The organism is Nonomuraea typhae, from assembly GCF_009760925.1.
In the GTDB taxonomy this organism is placed as follows: Bacteria; Actinomycetota; Actinomycetes; order Streptosporangiales; family Streptosporangiaceae; genus Nonomuraea; species Nonomuraea typhae.
In genome coordinates this window covers 128,937-146,640 of the sequence record NZ_VRLV01000009.1, presented here as the reverse complement: position 1 = coordinate 146,640, position 17,704 = coordinate 128,937, and the positions used below count along the sequence as shown (strand labels likewise).

Below are 17,704 nucleotides of genomic sequence, written 5' to 3'. Positions count from 1 at the left end.
GCCCGGCGCGAAACCCCTGGCTAGCGCCCACCCGGGACCCTCTCGGATCGGAAGTGCACAGGTGCGGCGGCCAGAAAGGTGTGCCGCCCTGGGCCCCGGCACGGTCCGGAGGGCCGGCCAACCAGGACGCGGGTCGGCCGGGAGGGCCGAGCGGACGAGCGGCCCAAGTGGGCGACCGACCGGGCGGTAGGGTGAGGGCGTGAGCCAGAGTGAGACCAAGGAGCGGATCCTGGAAGCGGCGCTGGAGCAGTTCACCGCCCGCGGCTACCGGACCACCTCCATGCGGGAGATCGCCGAGCAGGTGGGCCTGACCAAGCCGACCCTCTACCATTACTTCCGCTCCAAGTCCGAGATCATCCAGCAGCTCCTGGACCCGCTCCTGGACAGCCTGGACGCCGCGCTCGAGCACCCGGAGACGTTCCTGGAGCGGTGTGTGGACACGATGGTGGGCCGGCGCCGCGTGCTCACGTTGTTGCTGCGGGACACCACCGTCTACGCCGAGGAGGAGCAGCTGGCCACCCGCGTGGTCTCCTGGATGGAGCGGGCCAACGCCCTGCTGGCGGGGCCGGAGGCGAGCTGGCCGGAGCGGATACGGGCGGCGCAGGCGCTGGCGGCCGTGGCGGATCCGCTGGTGTTGTCCATGCCGGTGGGCGATGCCGTACTCAAGGGTGAGTTGCTGCGTGGGGCCCGGCTGCTGCTGGCCGGCGGGCGGGAGGGACGATGATGCGGGCGATCAGTCAGGACGTGCTCGGCGGGCCCGAGGTGCTCAAGGTGGTCGAGGTGGCCAGGCCGGAGCCGGGGCCGACGGAGGTGCTGGTGCGGGTGCGGGCCGCCGGGCTCAATCCGACCGATTGGAAGCATCGGGGCAACGGCGGGCTGCTTGGGCGGCCGCCCTTCGTTCTGGGGTGGGACGTTTCTGGGGTGGTGGAGGCCGTCGGGCTGGGGACCACGCTGTATCGGCCGGGCGAGGAGGTGTTCGGGATGTTGCGCTACCCGCAGGGGCATGGGGCGCACGCCGAGTACGTGACGGCTCCGGCCCGGACGTTCGCCCTCAAGCCGGAGGGCGTCGATCACGTGCAGGCGGGGGCGCTGCCGCTCGCCGCGCTCACCGCCTGGCAGGCGCTCGTGGACACGGCGGGCGTGCGGGGCGGGCAGCGGGTGCTGGTGCACGCGGCGGCGGGCGGGGTGGGGCACCTGGCCGTGCAGATCGCCAAGGCGCGTGGCGCCCATGTGATCGGTACGGCGAGCGCGGCCAAGCACGATCTCCTGCGCGAGCTGGGCGCCGACGAGCTGGTCGACTACCGGAGCGTGGACTTCGCCGAGGCGGTCGGGGACGTGGACGTGGTGCTCGACACCATGGGGGGCGACTACGGCCCGCGCTCCCTGGAGACGTTGCGCGCGGGCGGCACGATCGTCTCCCTGGTGTTGTCGCGGCTCGATCCCGGCCTGGACGCGCTGGCCGCCGAACGGGGCATCAGGTCGGCCGCGATGCTGGTGGAGCCGGATCACGCCGCGATGAAGGCGATCGCCGCACTGGCCGGGGCGGGCCGTCTGCGGGCCCTGGTCGCCGCCGTGCTTCCGCTGGAGGAGGCGGCCAAGGCCCACGAACTGGGCGAGACCGGGCGGACGACCGGCAAGATCGTCCTGACCCCCTGACGACGGCTCGCCCGGAAGGCCCCGCCGTACGTCAAGGGCCGCGCCATCGCCCCGTCCGATGAACGACTCGGTTTTTGTCACACCCGTGCGCTAGACAGAGAACATGACCGTCAGCGACGACTTCGCTCAGCTGACCGACCCTCTGCGGCGGGAGCTGCTCGCACACTGCTATCGCATGCTGGGCTCGGTGCACGATGCCGAGGACACCGTCCAGGAGACCTACGTGCGAGCCTGGCGTGCCTACGACAAGTTCGAGGGGCGCTCGTCCGTGCGCACCTGGCTTTACAAGATCGCGACCACGCGCTGCCTGACCGCGCTCGACAAGCAGGGCAGGCGGCCGTTGCCGACCGGGCTGGGCCAGCCGAGCGCCCGCGGGGAGGGGCCGCTGAGCGAGCCGGCCGAGCTCGACTGGCTGGAGCCCGTGCCCGACGAGGCGGTGGGCGCCGACGGCCGGGATCCGGCCACGGTGGTGACCTCGCGGGAGAGCATCCGCCTGGCCCTGGTGGCGGCGCTGCAGTATCTGCCGCCGCGCCAGCGGGCGGTGCTGATCCTGCGTGACGTGCTGCAGTGGCGGGCCGCCGAGGTGGCCGATCTGCTCGACACCACGACCACCGCGGTCAACAGCATCCTGCAGCGCGCCCGCGCCCAGCTGGCCGAGGTCTCCCCGGCGGAGGACCAGCTCGCCGAGCCCGACGAGCGGTCCCAGCGCGAGCTGCTCGACCGCTACATGCACGCCTTCGAGAGCTATGACATCGACGCGATCGTCAAGGTGTTCACCGAGGACGCGGTCTGGGAGATGCCGCCGTTCCCGGGGTGGTATCAGGGCGCGGCCAACATCGGGCGGCTCATCGCCACCCACTGCCCGGCCAAGAAGCCCGGCGACCTGCGCCTGGTGCCCTGCCAGGCCAACGGCCAGGCGGCGTTCGGCATGTATCTGCGGGGCGAGGACGGCGTCTACCGGCCGTTCGCGCTGCCCGTGCTCACGCTGTCGAAGGAAGGGGTCAGCCACGTGTCGCAGTTCTTCGATCTGAAGCTGTTCGACGTGTTCGGGCTCCCGGCCACATTGCCCGAGTAAAGTAGAACGCGTTACATTCGCCTCCAGAGCATCGTTCTGGAGGCGCTGTGGGCACACCGGTCATCGTCGAAGCGGTAAGGACTCCCATCGGCAAGCGCAACGGCTGGCTCGCCGGGCTCAAGCCGCAACAGGTTCTAGCGGCGGCTCTCAACGGCTTGATCGACCGGGCGGGCATCGATCCGGCCATCGTCGAGCAGGTCTTCGCCGGCTGCGTCACCCAGGCGGGCGAGCAGGGCGGGCACGTCGGCCGCTACGCGTGGCTGTATGCGGGCCTGCCGTACCAAACAGGCGTGACCACGATCGACGCCCAGTGCGGCTCCTCGCAGCAGGCGGTGCACCTAGTGGCGGCGATGATCAAGGCGGGCCTCATCGAGGCGGGCGTGGCCTGCGGGGTCGAGGTGATGAGCCGGGCGCCGCTGGGCAGCAACGTCATGCCGGCCAAGGCCAAGCCGGACGACTGGTCGATCGACATGCCCAACCAGTTCGACGCGGCCGAGCGGATCGCGCGGCGCCGCGGGCTGACGCGTGAGCGGCTGGACTGGTTCGGGGCGCGCTCGCAGCGCCTGGCGGCGAAGGCGTGGGCCGACGGGCGCTTCGACAAGGAGATCGTCGGCGTCTGCGGGGTCACGAAGGATCAGGGGTTACGGGAGACCACGATGGAGGGGCTGGCCGGGCTCAAACCGGTGCAGCCGGGCGCGCTGCACACCGCGGGCACGTCCGCGCAGATCTCCGACGGCGCCGCCGCGGTCCTGCTGGTGAGCGAGGAGGCCGCGATCCGGTACGGCCTGCGGCCACGGGCCCGGATCCTGGCTCAGGCGCTGATCGGGGCCGAGCCGTACTTCCATCTCGACGGACCGGTGGACGCGACGGCCAAGGTGCTGGACCGTACGGGAATGGTGATGAGCGACATCGACAGGTTCGAGGTGAACGAGGCGTTCGCGTCGGTCGTGCTGTCGTGGGCGAGCGTGCACGAGCCGGACTTCGACCGGGTCAACGTCAACGGCGGGGCGATCGCGCTGGGTCACCCGGTCGGGGCGACCGGCGCCCGGCTGGTCACGAGCGCGCTGCACGAGCTCGAACGCTCCGATTCCGGCACCGCCCTGGTCAGCATGTGCGCCGGGGGCGCGCTGGCCACGGCCGCCGTCCTGGAGCGCATCGCGTGAAGACGCGCCGCCGGCCGTATACGAAGTTGAGGAGCGAATGCGACGATATGCCAGCCAGAAGCCGCAGGAGCTCGGCGGCGGCGTGTGGAGCGTGCCGGTGCCGATTCCCGGCAATCCGCTTGGCTACACCCTGGTGTACGCGCTCGAGTCGCCGCGCGGGCCGGTGCTGGTCGATGCGGGGTGGAATCATCCAGATGCCTGGGAGGCGCTGCGCGGCGGGCTCGGCATGCTGGGGATCGACGTGGCGGATGTGCACGGCGTCGTGGTCACGCACTTCCATCCGGATCACGCGGGGCTGGCCGGGCAGGTCAGGGAGGTGTCGGGCGCCTGGATCGCGATGCACGAGGCGGACGCGGCGCTGGTCACGCTCATCCACGGGCTGGACGAGGAGGCGCATCGCGACTTCCAGGCGGAGATGTTGCGGCGGGCGGGCGCGGGCGGGGACGACGCGCGGGTTCCGGCTTCGGCGCGGCCGGTGCCGCCCGCGCGGCCGGATCGCACGTTGCGCGACGGCGACCTGGTGGATCTGCCGGGGCGGGAGCTGCGTGCCATCCACACGCCGGGGCACACGCCCGGTCATCTGTGTCTTCAGCTGGGCGATCGGCTGTTCACCGGCGACCACGTGTTGCCGGACATCACCCCGCATGTAGGCATCTATCCCTATGACCGCACCGACGTGGACCCGCTTGGCGACTTCCTGATGTCTCTGGAAAAGGTGACCAGCCTGGGCCCCCTGACCGCGCTTCCTGCCCATGAGTGGATATTTCCGGATGTGGCGGCGCGAGCCGCCGAGATCCGCCACCATCACGAGGAGAGACTCCACACGCTCGCCGCGCAACTGACCGCCCATGGCGAGCCGCTGACCATCTGGGAGATCGCCGCGATGATGACGTGGAACCGAGCATGGGATGATCTGTCCCCTATGCTCCGAGGTATGGCGGCCGGTGAAGCCGCCGCCCACCTGCGTACCCTGGAGGCTCGTGGCGCGATCCGCCGCGTGTCCGGGGTCGATCCGGTGCGCTTTCAGGCTCTAGACTCGTAGACATCCGATGTCTAGGGAGAGAAGCGTGGCGGTCACCGACGCTGCGATCGACAAGATCAAGCAAATGATCCTCTCGGGCGAGCTCGCCCCCGGCGACCGGCTCCCCAAAGAGGCCGATCTCGCCGAGCGGCTGGGTTTGTCCCGCAACTCGCTGCGCGAGGCCGTACGCGCGCTGGCGCTGATCAACGTCCTGGACGTACGGCAGGGCGACGGCACCTACGTCACCAGCCTGGAGCCCCGGCTCCTGCTGGACACCATGTCGTTCGTGCTCGACCTGCACCGCGACGACACCGTCATCCAGTTCTTCGAGGTGCGCCGCATCCTGGAGCCCGCGGCCACGGCCATGGCGGCGGTGCAGATGAGCGAGGCCGACGTCGCCGAACTCGGCGAGATCCTCCACTCGCTGCCGAAGGACCCCACGATCGAGGAACTGGTCGACAACGACCTCACCTTCCACCAGCGCATCGCCCGCGGGTCTGGCAACAACGTGCTGTGCTCGTTCATCGAGAGCCTGGCCGGGCCCACCCATCGGGCGCGCATCTGGCGCGGCCTCACCCAGGAGGGCGCGCTGGAGAAGACGATGGAGCAGCACAGCGCCATCTACGACGCCATCGCCGCACGCGAGCCGGATGTGGCACGTTCCTGGGCCACGGTGCACGTGGCCGGGGTGGAGGCATGGCTGCGCAAGGCCCTCGACTGAGGGGGTAGGTACGGGATGTGGCCGACAAACTCGCGAAATATCGCAGTAAACGGGACGCCAGCCGTACCCCCGAGCCCATCCCCCAGCAGGAGCCCGAACCAGGCGACGACCGCGCGTTCGTGATCCAGGAGCACCACGCGCGCTCGCTCCACTGGGACCTGCGGCTGGAGCGCGACGGCGTGCTGGCCTCGTGGGCGGTCCCGAAGGGGCTGCCCACGGACCCGAAGGTCAACCACCTGGCCGTGCGGACCGAGGACCACCCGATGGAGTACCTCGCCTTCCACGGCGAGATCCCGGAGGGCGAGTACGGCGCCGGAACCATGACCGTCTGGGACACCGGCACCTACGACACCGAGAAATGGTCGGAGCGCGAGGTCAAGGTCGTCCTCCACGGCGACCGGGCGCAGGGCCGGTACGTGCTGTTCCGGACGGACGGCAAGAACTGGATGATCCACCGCATGGATCCGCCGGAGGTCGACCCGCTGCCGCCCATGAAGCCGATGCTCCCGGTCAGGCGCGCCAGGCTCCCCCGCGAGCCGGAGAAGTACGCCTTCGAGGTCGCCTGGGGCGGCCGCCGGGTGCTCGTGCACATCGACGGCGGCCGCACCGACCTGGCCCGCGAGGCGCCGTGGCTGCGCCCGCTGGCCGCCTCGTTCGGCAGCCGCAGCGCGGTCCTGGACGGCGAGATCGTCCGCCTGGGCGGCACGGAGATCCTGGTCTGCACCGATCTGCTCTATGACGACGGCCGTTCGCTGGTGGCCAGCCCGTTCACCGAGCGCCGCGCCGCCCTGGACGCGCTCGCCATCGCGGGCGCGCGCTGGCAGACCGCCCCGTCCTGGCCCGGTCAAGCCCAGCCTGTATCGGAGCAAGCTCCTCAACTTCGTATACGGCAGGCGGCCCGCGAGCAAAACCTGCCCGGCATCGTGGGCAAACGCCTGGACTCCGGCTACGAGCCCGGGGAGTCGGCGGCCTGGCTCTTCGTCCCCGTCTGAATCGGATGCAGGCTGGCGTGCTCGCGGCCCTGCTGCCAGGACGGCTTGCGGAACTGGTAGATCAGCAGGGGCAGCCCGGTGAAGACGACGGTCCCGGCCGCCACCAGCGCCACGTACCCGCCGGGAGACCCGATGGGCAGCTGCGACGGCGGCACGAAGCTCACGACCAGCGCGAACGCCACGGCCGCGAACCCGGCCCCGGCCACCAGCCACAGCGCCGGGACCCTGAATCCCCGCGGCAGGTCGGGCCGGGTCTTGCGCAGCCTGATCGCCGCGGCGTACAGGAGCAGGTACATGATGATGTAGAGGCTGATCGTCATCGACGAGATCAGGAAGAACGCGACGCTGACGTTGTCCATGAACAGGTAGATGGCCGAGATCAGCGTCACGATCACGCCCTGGACGACGAGGATGTTGCGCTGGACGCCCCGCGCGTTGGTCTTCTGCAGCACCGGCGGCAGCATGCCGTCGTGCGCGGTGGCCAGCAGGCCCTTGCTGGGACCGCCCAGCCAGGCCAGGGCGCCGCCGAGGGCGCCGTAGCAGATGAGCACGGCCAGCAGGTTGACCGGCCAGCTCACCCCGAGCAGCGCGGTGAAGGCGGCGGTGAGCGTGTCGAAGACCCCGGAGTTCAGGTTGATCTTCGCGTAGGGCAGGATCGCGGCCACGGCCAGCGCGCCCAGCGTGAAGATGACGAACGAGATGGCCGCGGCGATGAAGATGGCGATCGGGTAGTCGCGGCGCGGGTTGCGCATCTCCTTGACGTGCACGGCGGTGGACTCCACGCCGGCGAAGTTGAGCAGGATCGTGCCGAGGAAGGCCAGTGTGCCGAGCGCGGCGACCGGCAGCCAGCGCGGTGAGTGGTGGCCGTGCTCGTCGGTGGCGACCGACGGGTTGGTGACGCTCTCCCAGCCGAGCGGGTGCCCGGTGGCCCACCACCACACGAACAGTCCGATGAGGATCGCGCCGGGCACGACGGTGCCGAGCATGAAGCCGTACTGGGTGACCTTGGTGAGCAGGGTGGTGCCGGAGAAGGCGATGAACGTGGCGATCCAGTAGACGACGATGCAGAACAGGCCGACGTAGACGTTGTTGCCGGCCATGTCGGGCCGCCCGATCGCGAACGCGATGGCCGCGGCGGCGAAGCTCAGGCCGGTGGGATACCAGACGACGTTCTGGATCCACTGCAGCCAGATCGCCAGGAACCCCCACCGGGAGCCGAACGCCTCGCCCACCCAGGTGTAGACGCCGCCGGTGCGGTCGGCGAACGCGCCGCCCAGCTCGGCGGCGACCAGCCCGGCCGGGATGAGGAAGAGCAGGGTGGAGAAGCCGATGTACAGGAACATCGTCAGCTCTTCCTGCGCCATCGACGGCAGCCCGCGCAGGCTGGTGACCACGGTGGCCGCGGTCATCAGCCCGAGCGCGGTGGCGGAGATCGAGGACCTGGTCATGAGTGGTGGAATGCCTTCCGCTCCGCACCGGAGGGAGTTCCGTTGCGCAGCCGTTCGATCGAACGCTCGATGTCGTCGGCCAGCAGGGCGATCTCGTCGCGGCCGATGCCGTGCCGTACCAGCACGCGCTGGATGACGGTCTCCTGGCGGCGGGGCGGCAGCGGGTAGGCCGGGACCTGCCAGCCGCGCACGCGCAGGATCTCGGTCAGGTCGTAGAGCGTGAAGCCCTGGGCGGCGTCCTTGAGCGTGTAGGAGATGGCGGGCAGGGCGGCCGTGCCGTCGTAGAGCAGCTCGAACGGGCCCATGTCGGCGATCCGGCCGGCCAGGTACCGGGCGGTGTCCATGCACGCCTGCTGGACCTTGCGGTAGCCCTCGCGGCCGAGGCGCAGGAAGTTGTAGTACTGCGCGATGATCTCCCCGCCGGGCCGGGAGAAGTTGAGGGCGAAGGTGGGCATGTTCCCGCCGAGGTAGTCGACCTTGAAGATCAGCTCCTCGGGCAGCGCGCCCGCGTCCCGCCAGACGACCCAGCCCACGCCCAGCGGCGACAGGCCGTACTTGTGCCCGGAGGCGTTGACGGAGGCCACGCGGTCGATGCGGAAGTCCCAGACCAGGTCGGGCTGGACGAAGGGGGCGATGAAACCGCCGCTGGCCGCGTCCACGTGGATCGGGATGTCCAGCCCGGTGTCGGCCTGGATCGCGTCCAGCTCGCGGGCGATCTCGGCGACGGGCTCGTAGTCGCAGGTGAAGGTGACGCCGAGGATGGCCACGACGCCGATGGTGTTCTCGTCCACGTACGCGCGGAGCTGGTGGGCGCGCAGGCCCGTCGCGCCCTCCTCCAGCGGCACCTGCCGCAGCTCGACGTCGAAGTAGCGGGCGAACTTCTCCCAGCACACCTGGACCGGACCGGCCACGATGTTGGGCCGATCCGTGGGTTTGCCCTCCTTCTGCCGCCGCTGCCGCCAGCGCCATTTGAGCGCCAGGCCGCCGAGCATCGCCGCCTCGCTGGAGCCGGTCGTCGAGCAGCCCATGGTCGTGCGCTCGGACGGGGAGTTCCACAGGTCGGCCAGGATGTGCACGCATCGGGACTCGATCTCGGCCGTCTGCGGGTACTCGTCCTTGTCGATCATGTTCTTGTCGAGGTTCTCGTCCATCAGCCTGTGGACTTCCTCGTCCGACCAGGTCGTGCAGAAGGTGGCGAGGTTCTGCGCGGAATTGCCGTCGAGCTTGAGCTCGGAATGGATCATGGCGTAGACGGCTCGCGGGTCCGAGGTGCCGACGGGCATCCGGTATTTGGGCAGCTCCTCCTCGCTGAGCGGCAGGGTGTAGACGTCGTCGATGCTCTTGGCGGAGACAGCATGTAGGGCCATGTCCGGAAATGTGCCCCTATCAGCGCATATGCAGGGCCAAGGTTCGCACAAGCCATAATCAGTGGCGTGCACATCACGGACATCACGCCCGACCAGCGCCTCCTCGACCTCCAGCACGCCTCGTACGCCATCGAGGCCCAGATCATCGGCGACGATCGCATCCCGCCGCTGCACGAAGATCTGGCCGCGCTGAAAGCCGAGCCTCTGCTCTGGCTGGGCGCCCGCGACGACGCCGGGAACCTGGTCGGCGCGATCGCCTGGGAGGAGACGCCCGGCCTGGTCGACATCAACCGGCTCGTCGTGGACCCGGGCGCGCTGCGCCAGGGCATCGGCCGCACCCTGGTCAAGGAGGTGCTGGCGCGGGCCGGCGGGCGCAAGGTCGTCGTCTCCACCGGCCGCGGCAACACGCCCGCGCGCACGCTCTACGAACGCCTCGGGTTCACCCACGTCGAGGACGTCGAGGTGATCCCGGGGCTGTGGGTCACCTCATACGAGCTCGTCTAGCTCCGCCCACAACTCCTCCGGCACCGGCCTGGCCCACAGCTCGGCGTTGCGCCGTACCTCCTCCGCCGAGCGCGCGCCGAGCACGACCGTCACGACGGCCGGGTGCCGGGCGGGGAAGGCCATCGCGGCCTGCGGGAGCGTGACGCCGTGCCGCCGGCATGCCGCCGCGATCGCCCGCGCCCGCTCCAGCAGTACGGCGGAGGCCGGCTGGTAGTCGAAGGTGCCGGTGGGCTCGTCGGTGGCCAGCAGGCCGCTGTTGAACACGCCGGCGGCCAGCACCTTCACGCCCCTGGCCGCGCAGGCGTCCAGCAGCGGCAGGCCCGAGCGGTCGAGCAGGGTGTAGCGCCCGGCCAGCATGACCACGTCGAGGTCGGTCTCGGCGACGAAGCGGGCCGGAACCTGCCACTGGTTCATGCCGAGGCCAATGGCCTTGACCACGCCCTCGGCGCGCAGCTCGGCCAGGGCCGGGTACGCCTCGGACAACGCCTGCTCCACGTGGTCGTCGGGGTCGTGGATGAGCGCCACGTCCACGCTGTCCAGGCCCAGCCGTACCAGCGACTCCTCCAGCGATCGGCGCACGCCGTCGCGCGAGAAGTCCCACACCCGGCGCTCGGCCGCGACGACGTCGAAGCCCTCGTCGTCGGGGGCGGGCGCGGCCGGGACCAGGCGGCGGCCGACCTTGGTGGACAGCACGTAGCCCTCGCGACCGGCCAGGGCGGCGCCGAGGCGGCGTTCCGACAGGCCCAGGCCGTAGTGCGGCGCGGTGTCGAACAGGCGCACGCCCGCCTCCCAGGCGGCGTCCACGCCGGCGCGGGCCTGCTCGTCGGAGACCGCGGCGAACAGGTTGCCGATCGGCGCCCCACCGAACCCCAGGTCCGGAAATTTCATGTCATCTCCCATACCAGGCGCAGCCCACCGGCGTCCTTGTCGAAGTCGCCGTCGAGCAGGCGGTTCATCCGAGCCTGCCAGGCCAGGTCGGCCGGATGGTCCTTCATGGCCGCCTGGAACGCGGCGTAGTCCTCGACCTCCACCACGTGGAACAGGTCCAGGCCGTCACGCCAGATCCGCCACGAGCGCACGCCGTGCTCACGCATCGCCGCCTCCAGCTCGGCCGGGATGCTCGCGTGCTCCCGGTCGTAGGTCTGCTCGGCGCCGGGCTTGAGCCGTGAGCGCAGGGCCAGCCGTACCATCAGTCCTGGGCCTTTCCGCCGGCGACGCGGCTGATCATGAGGGCGACGAGGATGATGCCGCCGTAGACGACCGGCTGCCAGAAGCCGGAGACGCCTCTCAGCGTGAGGATGTTCTGCACCAGGCCGATCACCAGCACGCCGGTGAGCGCGCCCAGGATCGTCCCCTTGCCGCCGTCCATGCTGACGCCGCCGATGACCGCCGCGGCGAAGACCATGAAGATCCAGCCGACGCCCATGTTGCTGCCGATGGCGCCCAGGCGGCCGGTCTCCAGGATCCCGGCGAGCGCGGCCAGCATGCCGCCGGTGACGAAGACGCCGAACAGCACCCGGTGCACCCGGATCCCGGCAGCGCGGGCGGCGTCGGCGTTGCCCCCGATCGCGTACAACGAGCGGCCCACGCGGGTGTAGCCGAGGGTGACGATGCCGATCGCGAACAACAGGCCGGCGATCCACACGGACGCCGGCAGGCCGGCCCAGGTCGTGCTGCCCAGGTAGATGATCGACTCGGGGAGCTGGAACAACGTCTTGCCCTCGGTCGGCCCCAGCAGCAGGCCGTGCACGATGATCAGCATGGCCAGCGTGACGATGAACGCCGACAGCTGGAACCTGATGATCAGGAACCCGTTGACCGCGCCGATGACCGCGCCGGCCAGGATCGCCAGCGGGATCACCAGCGCGCCGGGCACGCCCAGCCCGAAGCCGCCCGCCGCCGCGGGGATGGCCAGCATGACCGCCATCGCCGGCGCGGTGCCGACCGTGGACTCCAGCGACAGGTCGAACTTCCCGGAGATCAGGATCATCGCCTCGGCCAGCACCAGCAGCGAGATCGACGCCTGCTGCTGCAGGATGTTGCTGATGTTCCCGCCGGTCAGGAAGATCGGGTCGGTGAACGCGCCCACGACGAGCAGGAGCAGGATCACCGGAACGAGGGTCAGGTCGCGGAAGCGGGCCAGCCGTACCTTCGGCGCCCCTGCGGTCATGACGGTCACTCTTGGATGCCTTCCATCACGGCCACGAGCTCGTGGTCGGTCCAGCCACGCGGCACGTCCTTGACGACCCGGCCGTGGAACATCACCAGCACCCGGTCGCAGATGCGCAGGTCGTCCAGCTCGTCGGAGACCAGCACCACCCCGGCGCCACGCTCGGCCGCGTCCTCGACGGCGCCCAGGAGCGCCTGCTTGGACTTCACGTCGACGCCGGCGGTCGGGTTCATCACGACGAGCGCGGACGGGTCGTCGACCAGCGCCCGGGCGAAGACGACCTTCTGCGCGTTGCCGCCCGACAGGTCCCCGACCGGCTGCTCGGGCCCGTCGGTCTTGATGTCGAGCTCCGTGATCAGCTTCTCGGCTCTGGTACGGCGCCGCCCGGGCGAGACCAGGCCGTACCTGCCCAGCTTGCGCATGATGGGCATGGTGCCGTTCTCCCCCACCGACAGGAAGGGGACGAAACCCTCGTGGTGCCGGTCCTCGGGCACGAAGCCGAGCCCGGCGGCCATGAACGCGGGCACGTCACCCTGCCGCGGGCGTCGCCCGTTGACCGTGACCGTGCCGGAGTCCGCCTTGCGCAGCCCGGCCAGCGTCTCGGCCAGGCCGATCTTGCCGCTGCTTGCCGAGCCCGCCAGGCCGACGACCTCGCCCTCGCGCACGGCCAGGTTGACGTCCTCGTAGCGGCCGCGCAGCGACAACCCGCCGGCCTGGAGCACCACCCGCTCGCCGGTCACGTGCTGCTTGGACTGGTAGGCGGCGGTGGCCTCGCCGGTCATCGCGGCCACCAGTTCGTCGTGCGGGAGACCGTACACCTGCCTGGTCGTGACGTGCCGGGCGTCGCGGAGGACGGTGACGCGCTGGCAGATCTCGTAGACCTCGTCGAGGTGGTGGGAGATGTACAACATCGTCACGCCCTGCTCGCGCAGCGCCCGCATGCGGGTGAACAGGCGCTCGATGGCCGGGCCGTCCAGGCGGGCGGTGGGCTCGTCGAGGATGATGAACGTGGCGCCGAACGACAGCGCGCGGGCGATCTCGACGAGCTGGCGCTGCTCGACGCCGAGATCGCCGGCCAGCGCCTCGGCGTCCACGTCCACCTCGTAGGTGGTCAGCAGGTCGCGGGCCCTGGCGCGCAGCTCACGCCATTTGACGAAGCGGCCCTGACGGTTCAGGAAGAGGTTCTCGGCGACCGTCAGGGCGGGGATGATCGTGGACTTCTGGTAGACGCAGGCGACCCGGCGCCGCCAGGCGTCGCGATCGGCGAGAGAGGGGGCGCGCTCGCCCGCGAACGTCACCTCGCCGGCGTCGGGGCGCTGGAGGCCGGTCAAGATGGACACGAGCGTGGACTTGCCCGCGCCGTTCCTGCCGACGAGCGCGTGGGTCTCACCCGCGGCGATCTGGATGCCCGCGTGGTGGAGCGCCGTGGTGGGTCCGAAGCGCTTCACGATATTTCTGGCTTCGACGTGAAATTTCATTACTTGACCTGGTTGCCCCAGAGCTTCTGGTCGTCCACGTTGTCCTTGGTCACCAGTGGGGCCGGGAGCTGGTCCTCCAGGCCGTTGGGCAGCTCGATGATCGTGCTGTCGTGGTCGGTCGGGCCCGGCTTGAACGTCTTGCCGTCCATCGCCGCCTTGGCGTAGAAGAGCGCGTACTTGGCATACAGGTCGGCCGGCTGCGAGACCGTCGCGTCGATGTCACCCTTGCGGATCGCCTCGAACTCCTGCGGGATGCCGTCGTTGGAGACCACGAAGACGTGCTTGGGATCGGCCGGCGGCACCAGCAGCCCCTTGGTCTTCAGCACCTGCAGCGTCGGCGCCAGATGCACCCCGCCCGCGTGCAGGTAGACACCCTTGATGTCCGGGTTCTGCTCCAGACGCGTCTGCAGCATCGAGGCGGCCTTGCTGCCCTCCCACTCGGTCGGCTCGCTGAAGACCGTGATCCCGGGGAACTTGCTCTTCATGCACTCCAGGAACGCCTCGGAGCGGTCGCGGCCGTTGATCGAGCCCAGCGCGCCCTGGAGCTGCACGACCTTGCCCTTGCCCCCCAGCTTCTCGCCCAGGAACTCGCACGCCTTGGTGCCGTAGGCGCGGTTGTCGGCCCGCACCACCATGAACACCTTGCCCGTGTCCGGGCGGGTGTCCACCGAGACGACCGGGATCTTCTTGTTCTCCAGTTGCTGGAGCGTGGTGGCGATGGCGCCGGTGTCCTGCGGGGCCATGACGATCGCCCCGGCGCCCTGGCCGATCAGCGTCTGAACGTTGCTGACCAGCTTGGAGACGTCGTTCTGGGAGTTGGTCGGGTTCAGCTTGGCGACCTTGAGCTCGGTGGCCATCTGGTCGGCGTACTTGATGTAGGAGTTCCAGAAGTCGGAGTCGGCCCGGGGGTGGTCGATGCCGACCTTCCCACCGGCCGCGCCGCCGCCGCTGTTCGTCGATCCGCAGGCCGTCACGATCGCGAGAAGGGCCGCTGAGGCGACCACGGGTCCGAGCTTCATGTGCCAGGTGTCCTTCTTCAGGGGGTGTGAGCGGGTCGGCCACTTCAGGGAGTGTGAGCGGATCGGCCGCTTCAGGGGATGTGAGCGGCCGGCCGCTTCAGGGGTGTGTCATCGGGTCGGCCGCAACCTCAGCCCGTGCATTCCGCCGTCGACCGCGAGCACGGTGCCCGTGGTCGCGCTGGACTCCGGCCCGGCCAGGTAGGCGATGGCCGCGGCGACCTCTTCGGCGCTGACCAGGCGGCCCATCGGCTGCCTGGCGTTGAGCGCGGCACGCTCGGCCTCGGGGTCGCCGGCGGCGTCGAGGAGCCGGGCCACCCAGGGGGTGTCCGCGGTTCCGGGGTTGACGCAGTTGACGCGGATGCCCTCACGCACGTGGTCGGCGGCCATCGCCAGCGTGAGCGACATGACCGCGCCTTTGGTGGCGCTGTAGAGCGCGCGCTGGGGCAGGCCGGCGGTGGCCGCGATCGAGCACGTGTTGACGATCGCGGCGTGCTCGCTCCTTCTGAGGTACGGCAGGGCGGCCCTGGCCACCCGGACCATGCCGAAGACGTTGACCTCGAAGACCTTCCGCCATTCGTCGTCCGGGTTGTCCTCGATGGTGCCCTGAGCGCCGATGCCCGCGTTGTTGACCAGGACGTCGATGCCGCCGAGCCGTTCGGCCGCCTCGGTGACGGCGGCACGGACTTGGGCGTCATCCACCACATCCACTTTTATGCCGATAAAAGGCTCGCCGGGCGGATTGACGTCCAAACAGGCGACAGTCATCCCCTTGCCGGCAAGCGCGTGCGCGGTGGCCAGCCCGATGCCGGAACCGCCGCCGGTGACGATGGCCTTGAGACTCACTGATCCCTCCACACGTCACCGCCCGGATAGGCGTGGGCGGCGATCGACTCGGACCGCATCTGCGCGCTGAACCCGGGCAGCGACGGCGCCACGTAGGTGCCGTTCTCGATCACGACCGGGTCGAGGAAGTGCTCGTGCAGGTGGTCCACGTACTCGATGACCCGGCCCTCCAGCGAGCCGCTGACCGCGACGTAGTCGAACATCGCCAGATGCTGCACCAGCTCGCACAGCCCGACCCCGCCCGCGTGCGGGCAGACCGGCACCCCGAACTTGGCCGCCAGCAGCAGGATCGCGATGTTCTCGTTCACCCCGCCGACCCTGGCCGAGTCGAGCTGCAGGTAGGAGATGGCCCCGGCCTGCAGGAGCTGCTTGAAGACGATGCGGTTCTGCACGTGCTCGCCGGTGGCGACCGGAATCGGGCGGATGCCCGCGGCGATCGCCGCGTGTCCGAGCACGTCGTCCGGGCTGGTCGGCTCCTCGACCCAGTGGGGACTGAACCGCCGGAGGGCGTTCACCCACTCGATGGCCGAGGCCACGTCCCAGCGCTGGTTGGCGTCGATGGCGATGGGGAAGTCGGGGCCGCACACCTCGCGGGCGGTGGTGAAGCGGCGGATGTCATCCTGAAGATCGGCGCCGACCTTCAGCTTGATCTGCTTGAACCCCTGGTCCAGAGCCTCCTTGCAGAGGCGCCGGAGCTTGTCGTCGTCATAACCGAGCCACCCGGGCGAGGTGGTGTAGGCCGGATACCCCTGCTCACGCAGCCGCGCCACGCGCTCCTGCCGCCCGGGCTCGGCGGCGCGGAGAATGGCCAGCGCGTCGTCCGGCGTGAGGGCGTCGCTCAGGTACCTGAAGTCCACCAGGTCCACGATCTCCTCGGGTGACATCTCGGCCAGCAGCAGCCACAGCGGCTTGCCGTACCTCTTGGCCCTGAGGTCCCACAGCGCGTTGACGACGGCGGAGATCGCCATGTGCATGACGCCCTTCTCAGGCCCCAGCCACCGCAACTGCGAATCGTTGACCATCTCCTTGTAGAGCGTCCCGAGATCCTCGGCATCCCGTCCGATCACGTACGGCTCGAGCGCGCCGATGGCCGCGGTCTGCACGTCGTTGCCACGCCCGATCGTGAACGCGAACCCGTGCCCCTCGTGCCCGTCGTCAGTCCTGAGCACGACATACGCCGCGGAGTAGTCCGGATCCGGATTCATAGCATCAGAACCATCCAGATCCCGCGAAGTCGGGAACCGAATGTCGTGGGTCTCCATCCCCACGATCCGGTACGGCGCCGCCGTCATGCCTGCCCCACCGTCTGCCGCTGCCGCCCGAGCCCCTGGATCTCCAGCTCCATGACGTCACCCGCCCTGAGGTACGGCTGGCCGGGCAACCCGAGCGCCACGCCGGCAGGGGTCCCCGTGTTGATCACGTCCCCCGGCTCCAAAACCATGAACTGGCTCAGATACCGGACGATCTCCGCCACATCGAAGATCATGTTCTTGCTGTGACCGTCCTGCCGCAGCTCACCGTTGACCCAGAGCCGCATGGTCAGATCCTGCGGATCGCCGACCTCGTCGGCGGTAACCAGCCAGGGCCCGAGCGGATTGAACGTCTCACACGACTTGCCCTTGTCCCACTGACCGCCGCGCTCGAGCTGGAACTCCCGCTCGGAGACGTCGTTCGAGATCGCATACCCCGCGATGACACCGAGAGCCGCCTCCCGATCGGCCAGGTATCGCGCGGTAGCGCCGATGACGACCGCGAGCTCGACCTCCCAGTCGGTCTTGACGCTCCCCCGCGGCACCAGCACCTCGTCCTCGGGCCCCACCACGGTGTTGGCCGCCTTCATAAAGACAACCGGCTCCTCCGGCACCGCCGCGCCCGACTCGACGGCGTGGTCGCGGTAGTTGAGCCCGATGCACACGACCTTGCCCGGCCGGGCAACCGGCGCCCCGACCCGCAGCCCCCGGCCCTCGACCAGGGGCAGCCTGCCAGCATCCAGCGCGTCACGAACCCGCGCCACTCCCCCGGAGGCGAAGAAGGCCCCGTCGATCTCGGGCTCCCCTATGTCGCGCAGGTCACCGGCAGCGTCCATCACCACCGGCCGCTCCTGGCCAACGGGTCCTACTCGCAGCAGCTTCACACCGCATCCCTAGGTCATACATCGGATGTCTCGACCCTTGATGCTCGTCTTGACGATGGGTTGTGTCAAGTCTCGAACCGTGGAGACATCCGATCCGTGACCTCGGGGTTTCG

Annotated in this window: 18 protein-coding genes; 8 read left to right on the top strand and 10 right to left on the bottom strand. The window is 69.9% G+C overall.

Translation table 11 applies throughout. The annotated features are described in order from the left end of the window. Positions 1–199: 199 nt before the first annotated feature. From FVE25_RS31530 to FVE25_RS31500, 7 genes are all read left to right on the top strand, one after another. Positions 200–724 carry a TetR/AcrR family transcriptional regulator gene (locus FVE25_RS31530; protein WP_157250759.1) on the top strand — a complete coding sequence of 175 codons (525 nt, stop codon included), beginning with the start codon at positions 200–202 and terminating at the stop codon, positions 722–724. Further along, entirely contained in the window at positions 724–1,656 is a 933-nt protein-coding gene (locus tag FVE25_RS31525) for an NADP-dependent oxidoreductase (RefSeq protein ID WP_157250981.1), read from the top strand. Before FVE25_RS31530 ends, FVE25_RS31525 begins: the two co-directional genes overlap by 1 nt. A gap of 103 nt (positions 1,657–1,759) precedes the next feature. After that, positions 1,760–2,731, top strand: coding sequence for a sigma-70 family RNA polymerase sigma factor (locus tag FVE25_RS31520; protein ID WP_157250758.1), 972 nt, complete (start codon positions 1,760–1,762; stop codon positions 2,729–2,731). Positions 2,732–2,778: 47 nt separating this feature from the next. Then, positions 2,779–3,894, top strand: coding sequence for a steroid 3-ketoacyl-CoA thiolase (locus tag FVE25_RS31515; RefSeq protein WP_157250757.1), 1,116 nt, complete (start codon positions 2,779–2,781; stop codon positions 3,892–3,894). 37 nt (positions 3,895–3,931) lie between these two features. Next, positions 3,932–4,936, top strand: a complete 1,005-nt coding sequence (locus tag FVE25_RS31510; protein ID WP_157250756.1) for an MBL fold metallo-hydrolase — start codon at positions 3,932–3,934, stop codon at positions 4,934–4,936. A gap of 25 nt (positions 4,937–4,961) precedes the next feature. Then, complete coding sequence (locus tag FVE25_RS31505; RefSeq protein ID WP_157250755.1) at positions 4,962–5,636, top strand: FadR/GntR family transcriptional regulator; 675 nt, start codon at positions 4,962–4,964, stop codon at positions 5,634–5,636. Between the two features lie 17 nt (positions 5,637–5,653). Beyond that, entirely contained in the window at positions 5,654–6,628 is a 975-nt protein-coding gene (locus tag FVE25_RS31500) for a DNA polymerase ligase N-terminal domain-containing protein (protein WP_157250754.1), read from the top strand. On the opposite strand, the gene FVE25_RS31495 is transcribed toward FVE25_RS31500, so the two are convergent. Together FVE25_RS31495 and gad are read right to left on the bottom strand one after the other, a co-directional pair. Beyond that, positions 6,583–8,076, bottom strand: a complete 1,494-nt coding sequence (locus FVE25_RS31495) for an amino acid permease (protein ID WP_157250753.1) — start codon at positions 8,074–8,076, stop codon at positions 6,583–6,585. The genes FVE25_RS31500 and FVE25_RS31495 overlap by 46 nt on opposite strands. Then, positions 8,073–9,443 (bottom strand): glutamate decarboxylase, encoded by a 1,371-nt coding sequence (gene gad / locus FVE25_RS31490; protein WP_157250752.1) that lies wholly within the window; start codon positions 9,441–9,443, stop codon positions 8,073–8,075. Before gad ends, FVE25_RS31495 begins: the two co-directional genes overlap by 4 nt. Before the next feature lie 66 nt (positions 9,444–9,509). Here gad and FVE25_RS31485 point away from each other — a divergent pair, with 66 nt between their 5' ends. Continuing rightward, positions 9,510–9,947 carry a GNAT family N-acetyltransferase gene (locus tag FVE25_RS31485; protein WP_219825722.1) on the top strand — a complete coding sequence of 146 codons (438 nt, stop codon included), beginning with the start codon at positions 9,510–9,512 and terminating at the stop codon, positions 9,945–9,947. Here FVE25_RS31485 and FVE25_RS31480 read toward each other — a convergent pair. From FVE25_RS31480 to FVE25_RS31445, 8 genes are all read right to left on the bottom strand, one after another. Beyond that, the gene (locus FVE25_RS31480) at positions 9,930–10,835 is read right to left on the bottom strand and encodes an aldo/keto reductase (RefSeq protein WP_219825721.1); all 906 of its coding nucleotides are present in this window, start codon (positions 10,833–10,835) and stop codon (positions 9,930–9,932) included. The genes FVE25_RS31485 and FVE25_RS31480 overlap by 18 nt on opposite strands. Beyond that, a complete protein-coding gene (locus FVE25_RS31475; RefSeq protein WP_157250750.1) occupies positions 10,832–11,137 on the bottom strand; it encodes an L-rhamnose mutarotase in 306 nt (101 codons plus the stop codon). The genes FVE25_RS31480 and FVE25_RS31475 overlap by 4 nt, the downstream gene beginning before the upstream one ends. Further along, the gene (locus FVE25_RS31470) at positions 11,137–12,117 is read right to left on the bottom strand and encodes an ABC transporter permease (protein ID WP_157250749.1); all 981 of its coding nucleotides are present in this window, start codon (positions 12,115–12,117) and stop codon (positions 11,137–11,139) included. The genes FVE25_RS31475 and FVE25_RS31470 overlap by 1 nt, the downstream gene beginning before the upstream one ends. A gap of 5 nt (positions 12,118–12,122) precedes the next feature. Next, positions 12,123–13,595, bottom strand: coding sequence for a sugar ABC transporter ATP-binding protein (locus FVE25_RS31465; RefSeq protein ID WP_157250748.1), 1,473 nt, complete (start codon positions 13,593–13,595; stop codon positions 12,123–12,125). Continuing rightward, a complete protein-coding gene (locus FVE25_RS31460) occupies positions 13,595–14,614 on the bottom strand; it encodes a sugar ABC transporter substrate-binding protein (protein WP_157250747.1) in 1,020 nt (339 codons plus the stop codon). Before FVE25_RS31460 ends, FVE25_RS31465 begins: the two co-directional genes overlap by 1 nt. 108 nt (positions 14,615–14,722) lie before the next feature. Next, positions 14,723–15,457 (bottom strand): SDR family NAD(P)-dependent oxidoreductase, encoded by a 735-nt coding sequence (locus tag FVE25_RS31455; protein ID WP_246267707.1) that lies wholly within the window; start codon positions 15,455–15,457, stop codon positions 14,723–14,725. Then, on the bottom strand, positions 15,454–16,662 hold the full coding sequence (locus FVE25_RS31450) for an enolase C-terminal domain-like protein (protein ID WP_246267706.1): 1,209 nt from the start codon (positions 16,660–16,662) through the stop codon (positions 15,454–15,456). The genes FVE25_RS31455 and FVE25_RS31450 overlap by 4 nt, the downstream gene beginning before the upstream one ends. An 83-nt stretch (positions 16,663–16,745) precedes the next feature. Next, positions 16,746–17,543 (bottom strand): fumarylacetoacetate hydrolase family protein, encoded by a 798-nt coding sequence (locus FVE25_RS31445; RefSeq protein WP_281367934.1) that lies wholly within the window; start codon positions 17,541–17,543, stop codon positions 16,746–16,748. Positions 17,544–17,704: the final 161 nt, after the last annotated feature.

What these genes read in the sequence shown, in the direction of transcription:
- FVE25_RS31445 (WP_281367934.1), bottom strand. Translation starts at nt 17,543, where the DNA reads ATGGACGCTGCCGGTGACCTGCGCGACATAGGGGAGCCCGAGATCGAC.
- FVE25_RS31460 (WP_157250747.1), bottom strand. Translation starts at nt 14,614, where the DNA reads ATGAAGCTCGGACCCGTGGTCGCCTCAGCGGCCCTTCTCGCGATCGTG.
- FVE25_RS31525 (WP_157250981.1), top strand. Translation starts at nt 724, where the DNA reads ATGCGGGCGATCAGTCAGGACGTGCTCGGCGGGCCCGAGGTGCTCAAG.
- FVE25_RS31520 (WP_157250758.1), top strand. Translation starts at nt 1,760, where the DNA reads ATGACCGTCAGCGACGACTTCGCTCAGCTGACCGACCCTCTGCGGCGG.
- FVE25_RS31510 (WP_157250756.1), top strand. Translation starts at nt 3,932, where the DNA reads ATGCGACGATATGCCAGCCAGAAGCCGCAGGAGCTCGGCGGCGGCGTG.
- FVE25_RS31450 (WP_246267706.1), bottom strand. Translation starts at nt 16,662, where the DNA reads ATGAATCCGGATCCGGACTACTCCGCGGCGTATGTCGTGCTCAGGACT.
- gad (WP_157250752.1), bottom strand. Translation starts at nt 9,443, where the DNA reads ATGGCCCTACATGCTGTCTCCGCCAAGAGCATCGACGACGTCTACACC.
- FVE25_RS31475 (WP_157250750.1), bottom strand. Translation starts at nt 11,137, where the DNA reads ATGGTACGGCTGGCCCTGCGCTCACGGCTCAAGCCCGGCGCCGAGCAG.
- FVE25_RS31470 (WP_157250749.1), bottom strand. Translation starts at nt 12,117, where the DNA reads ATGACCGCAGGGGCGCCGAAGGTACGGCTGGCCCGCTTCCGCGACCTG.
- FVE25_RS31495 (WP_157250753.1), bottom strand. Translation starts at nt 8,076, where the DNA reads ATGACCAGGTCCTCGATCTCCGCCACCGCGCTCGGGCTGATGACCGCG.
- FVE25_RS31465 (WP_157250748.1), bottom strand. Translation starts at nt 13,595, where the DNA reads ATGAAATTTCACGTCGAAGCCAGAAATATCGTGAAGCGCTTCGGACCC.
- FVE25_RS31480 (WP_219825721.1), bottom strand. Translation starts at nt 10,835, where the DNA reads ATGAAATTTCCGGACCTGGGGTTCGGTGGGGCGCCGATCGGCAACCTG.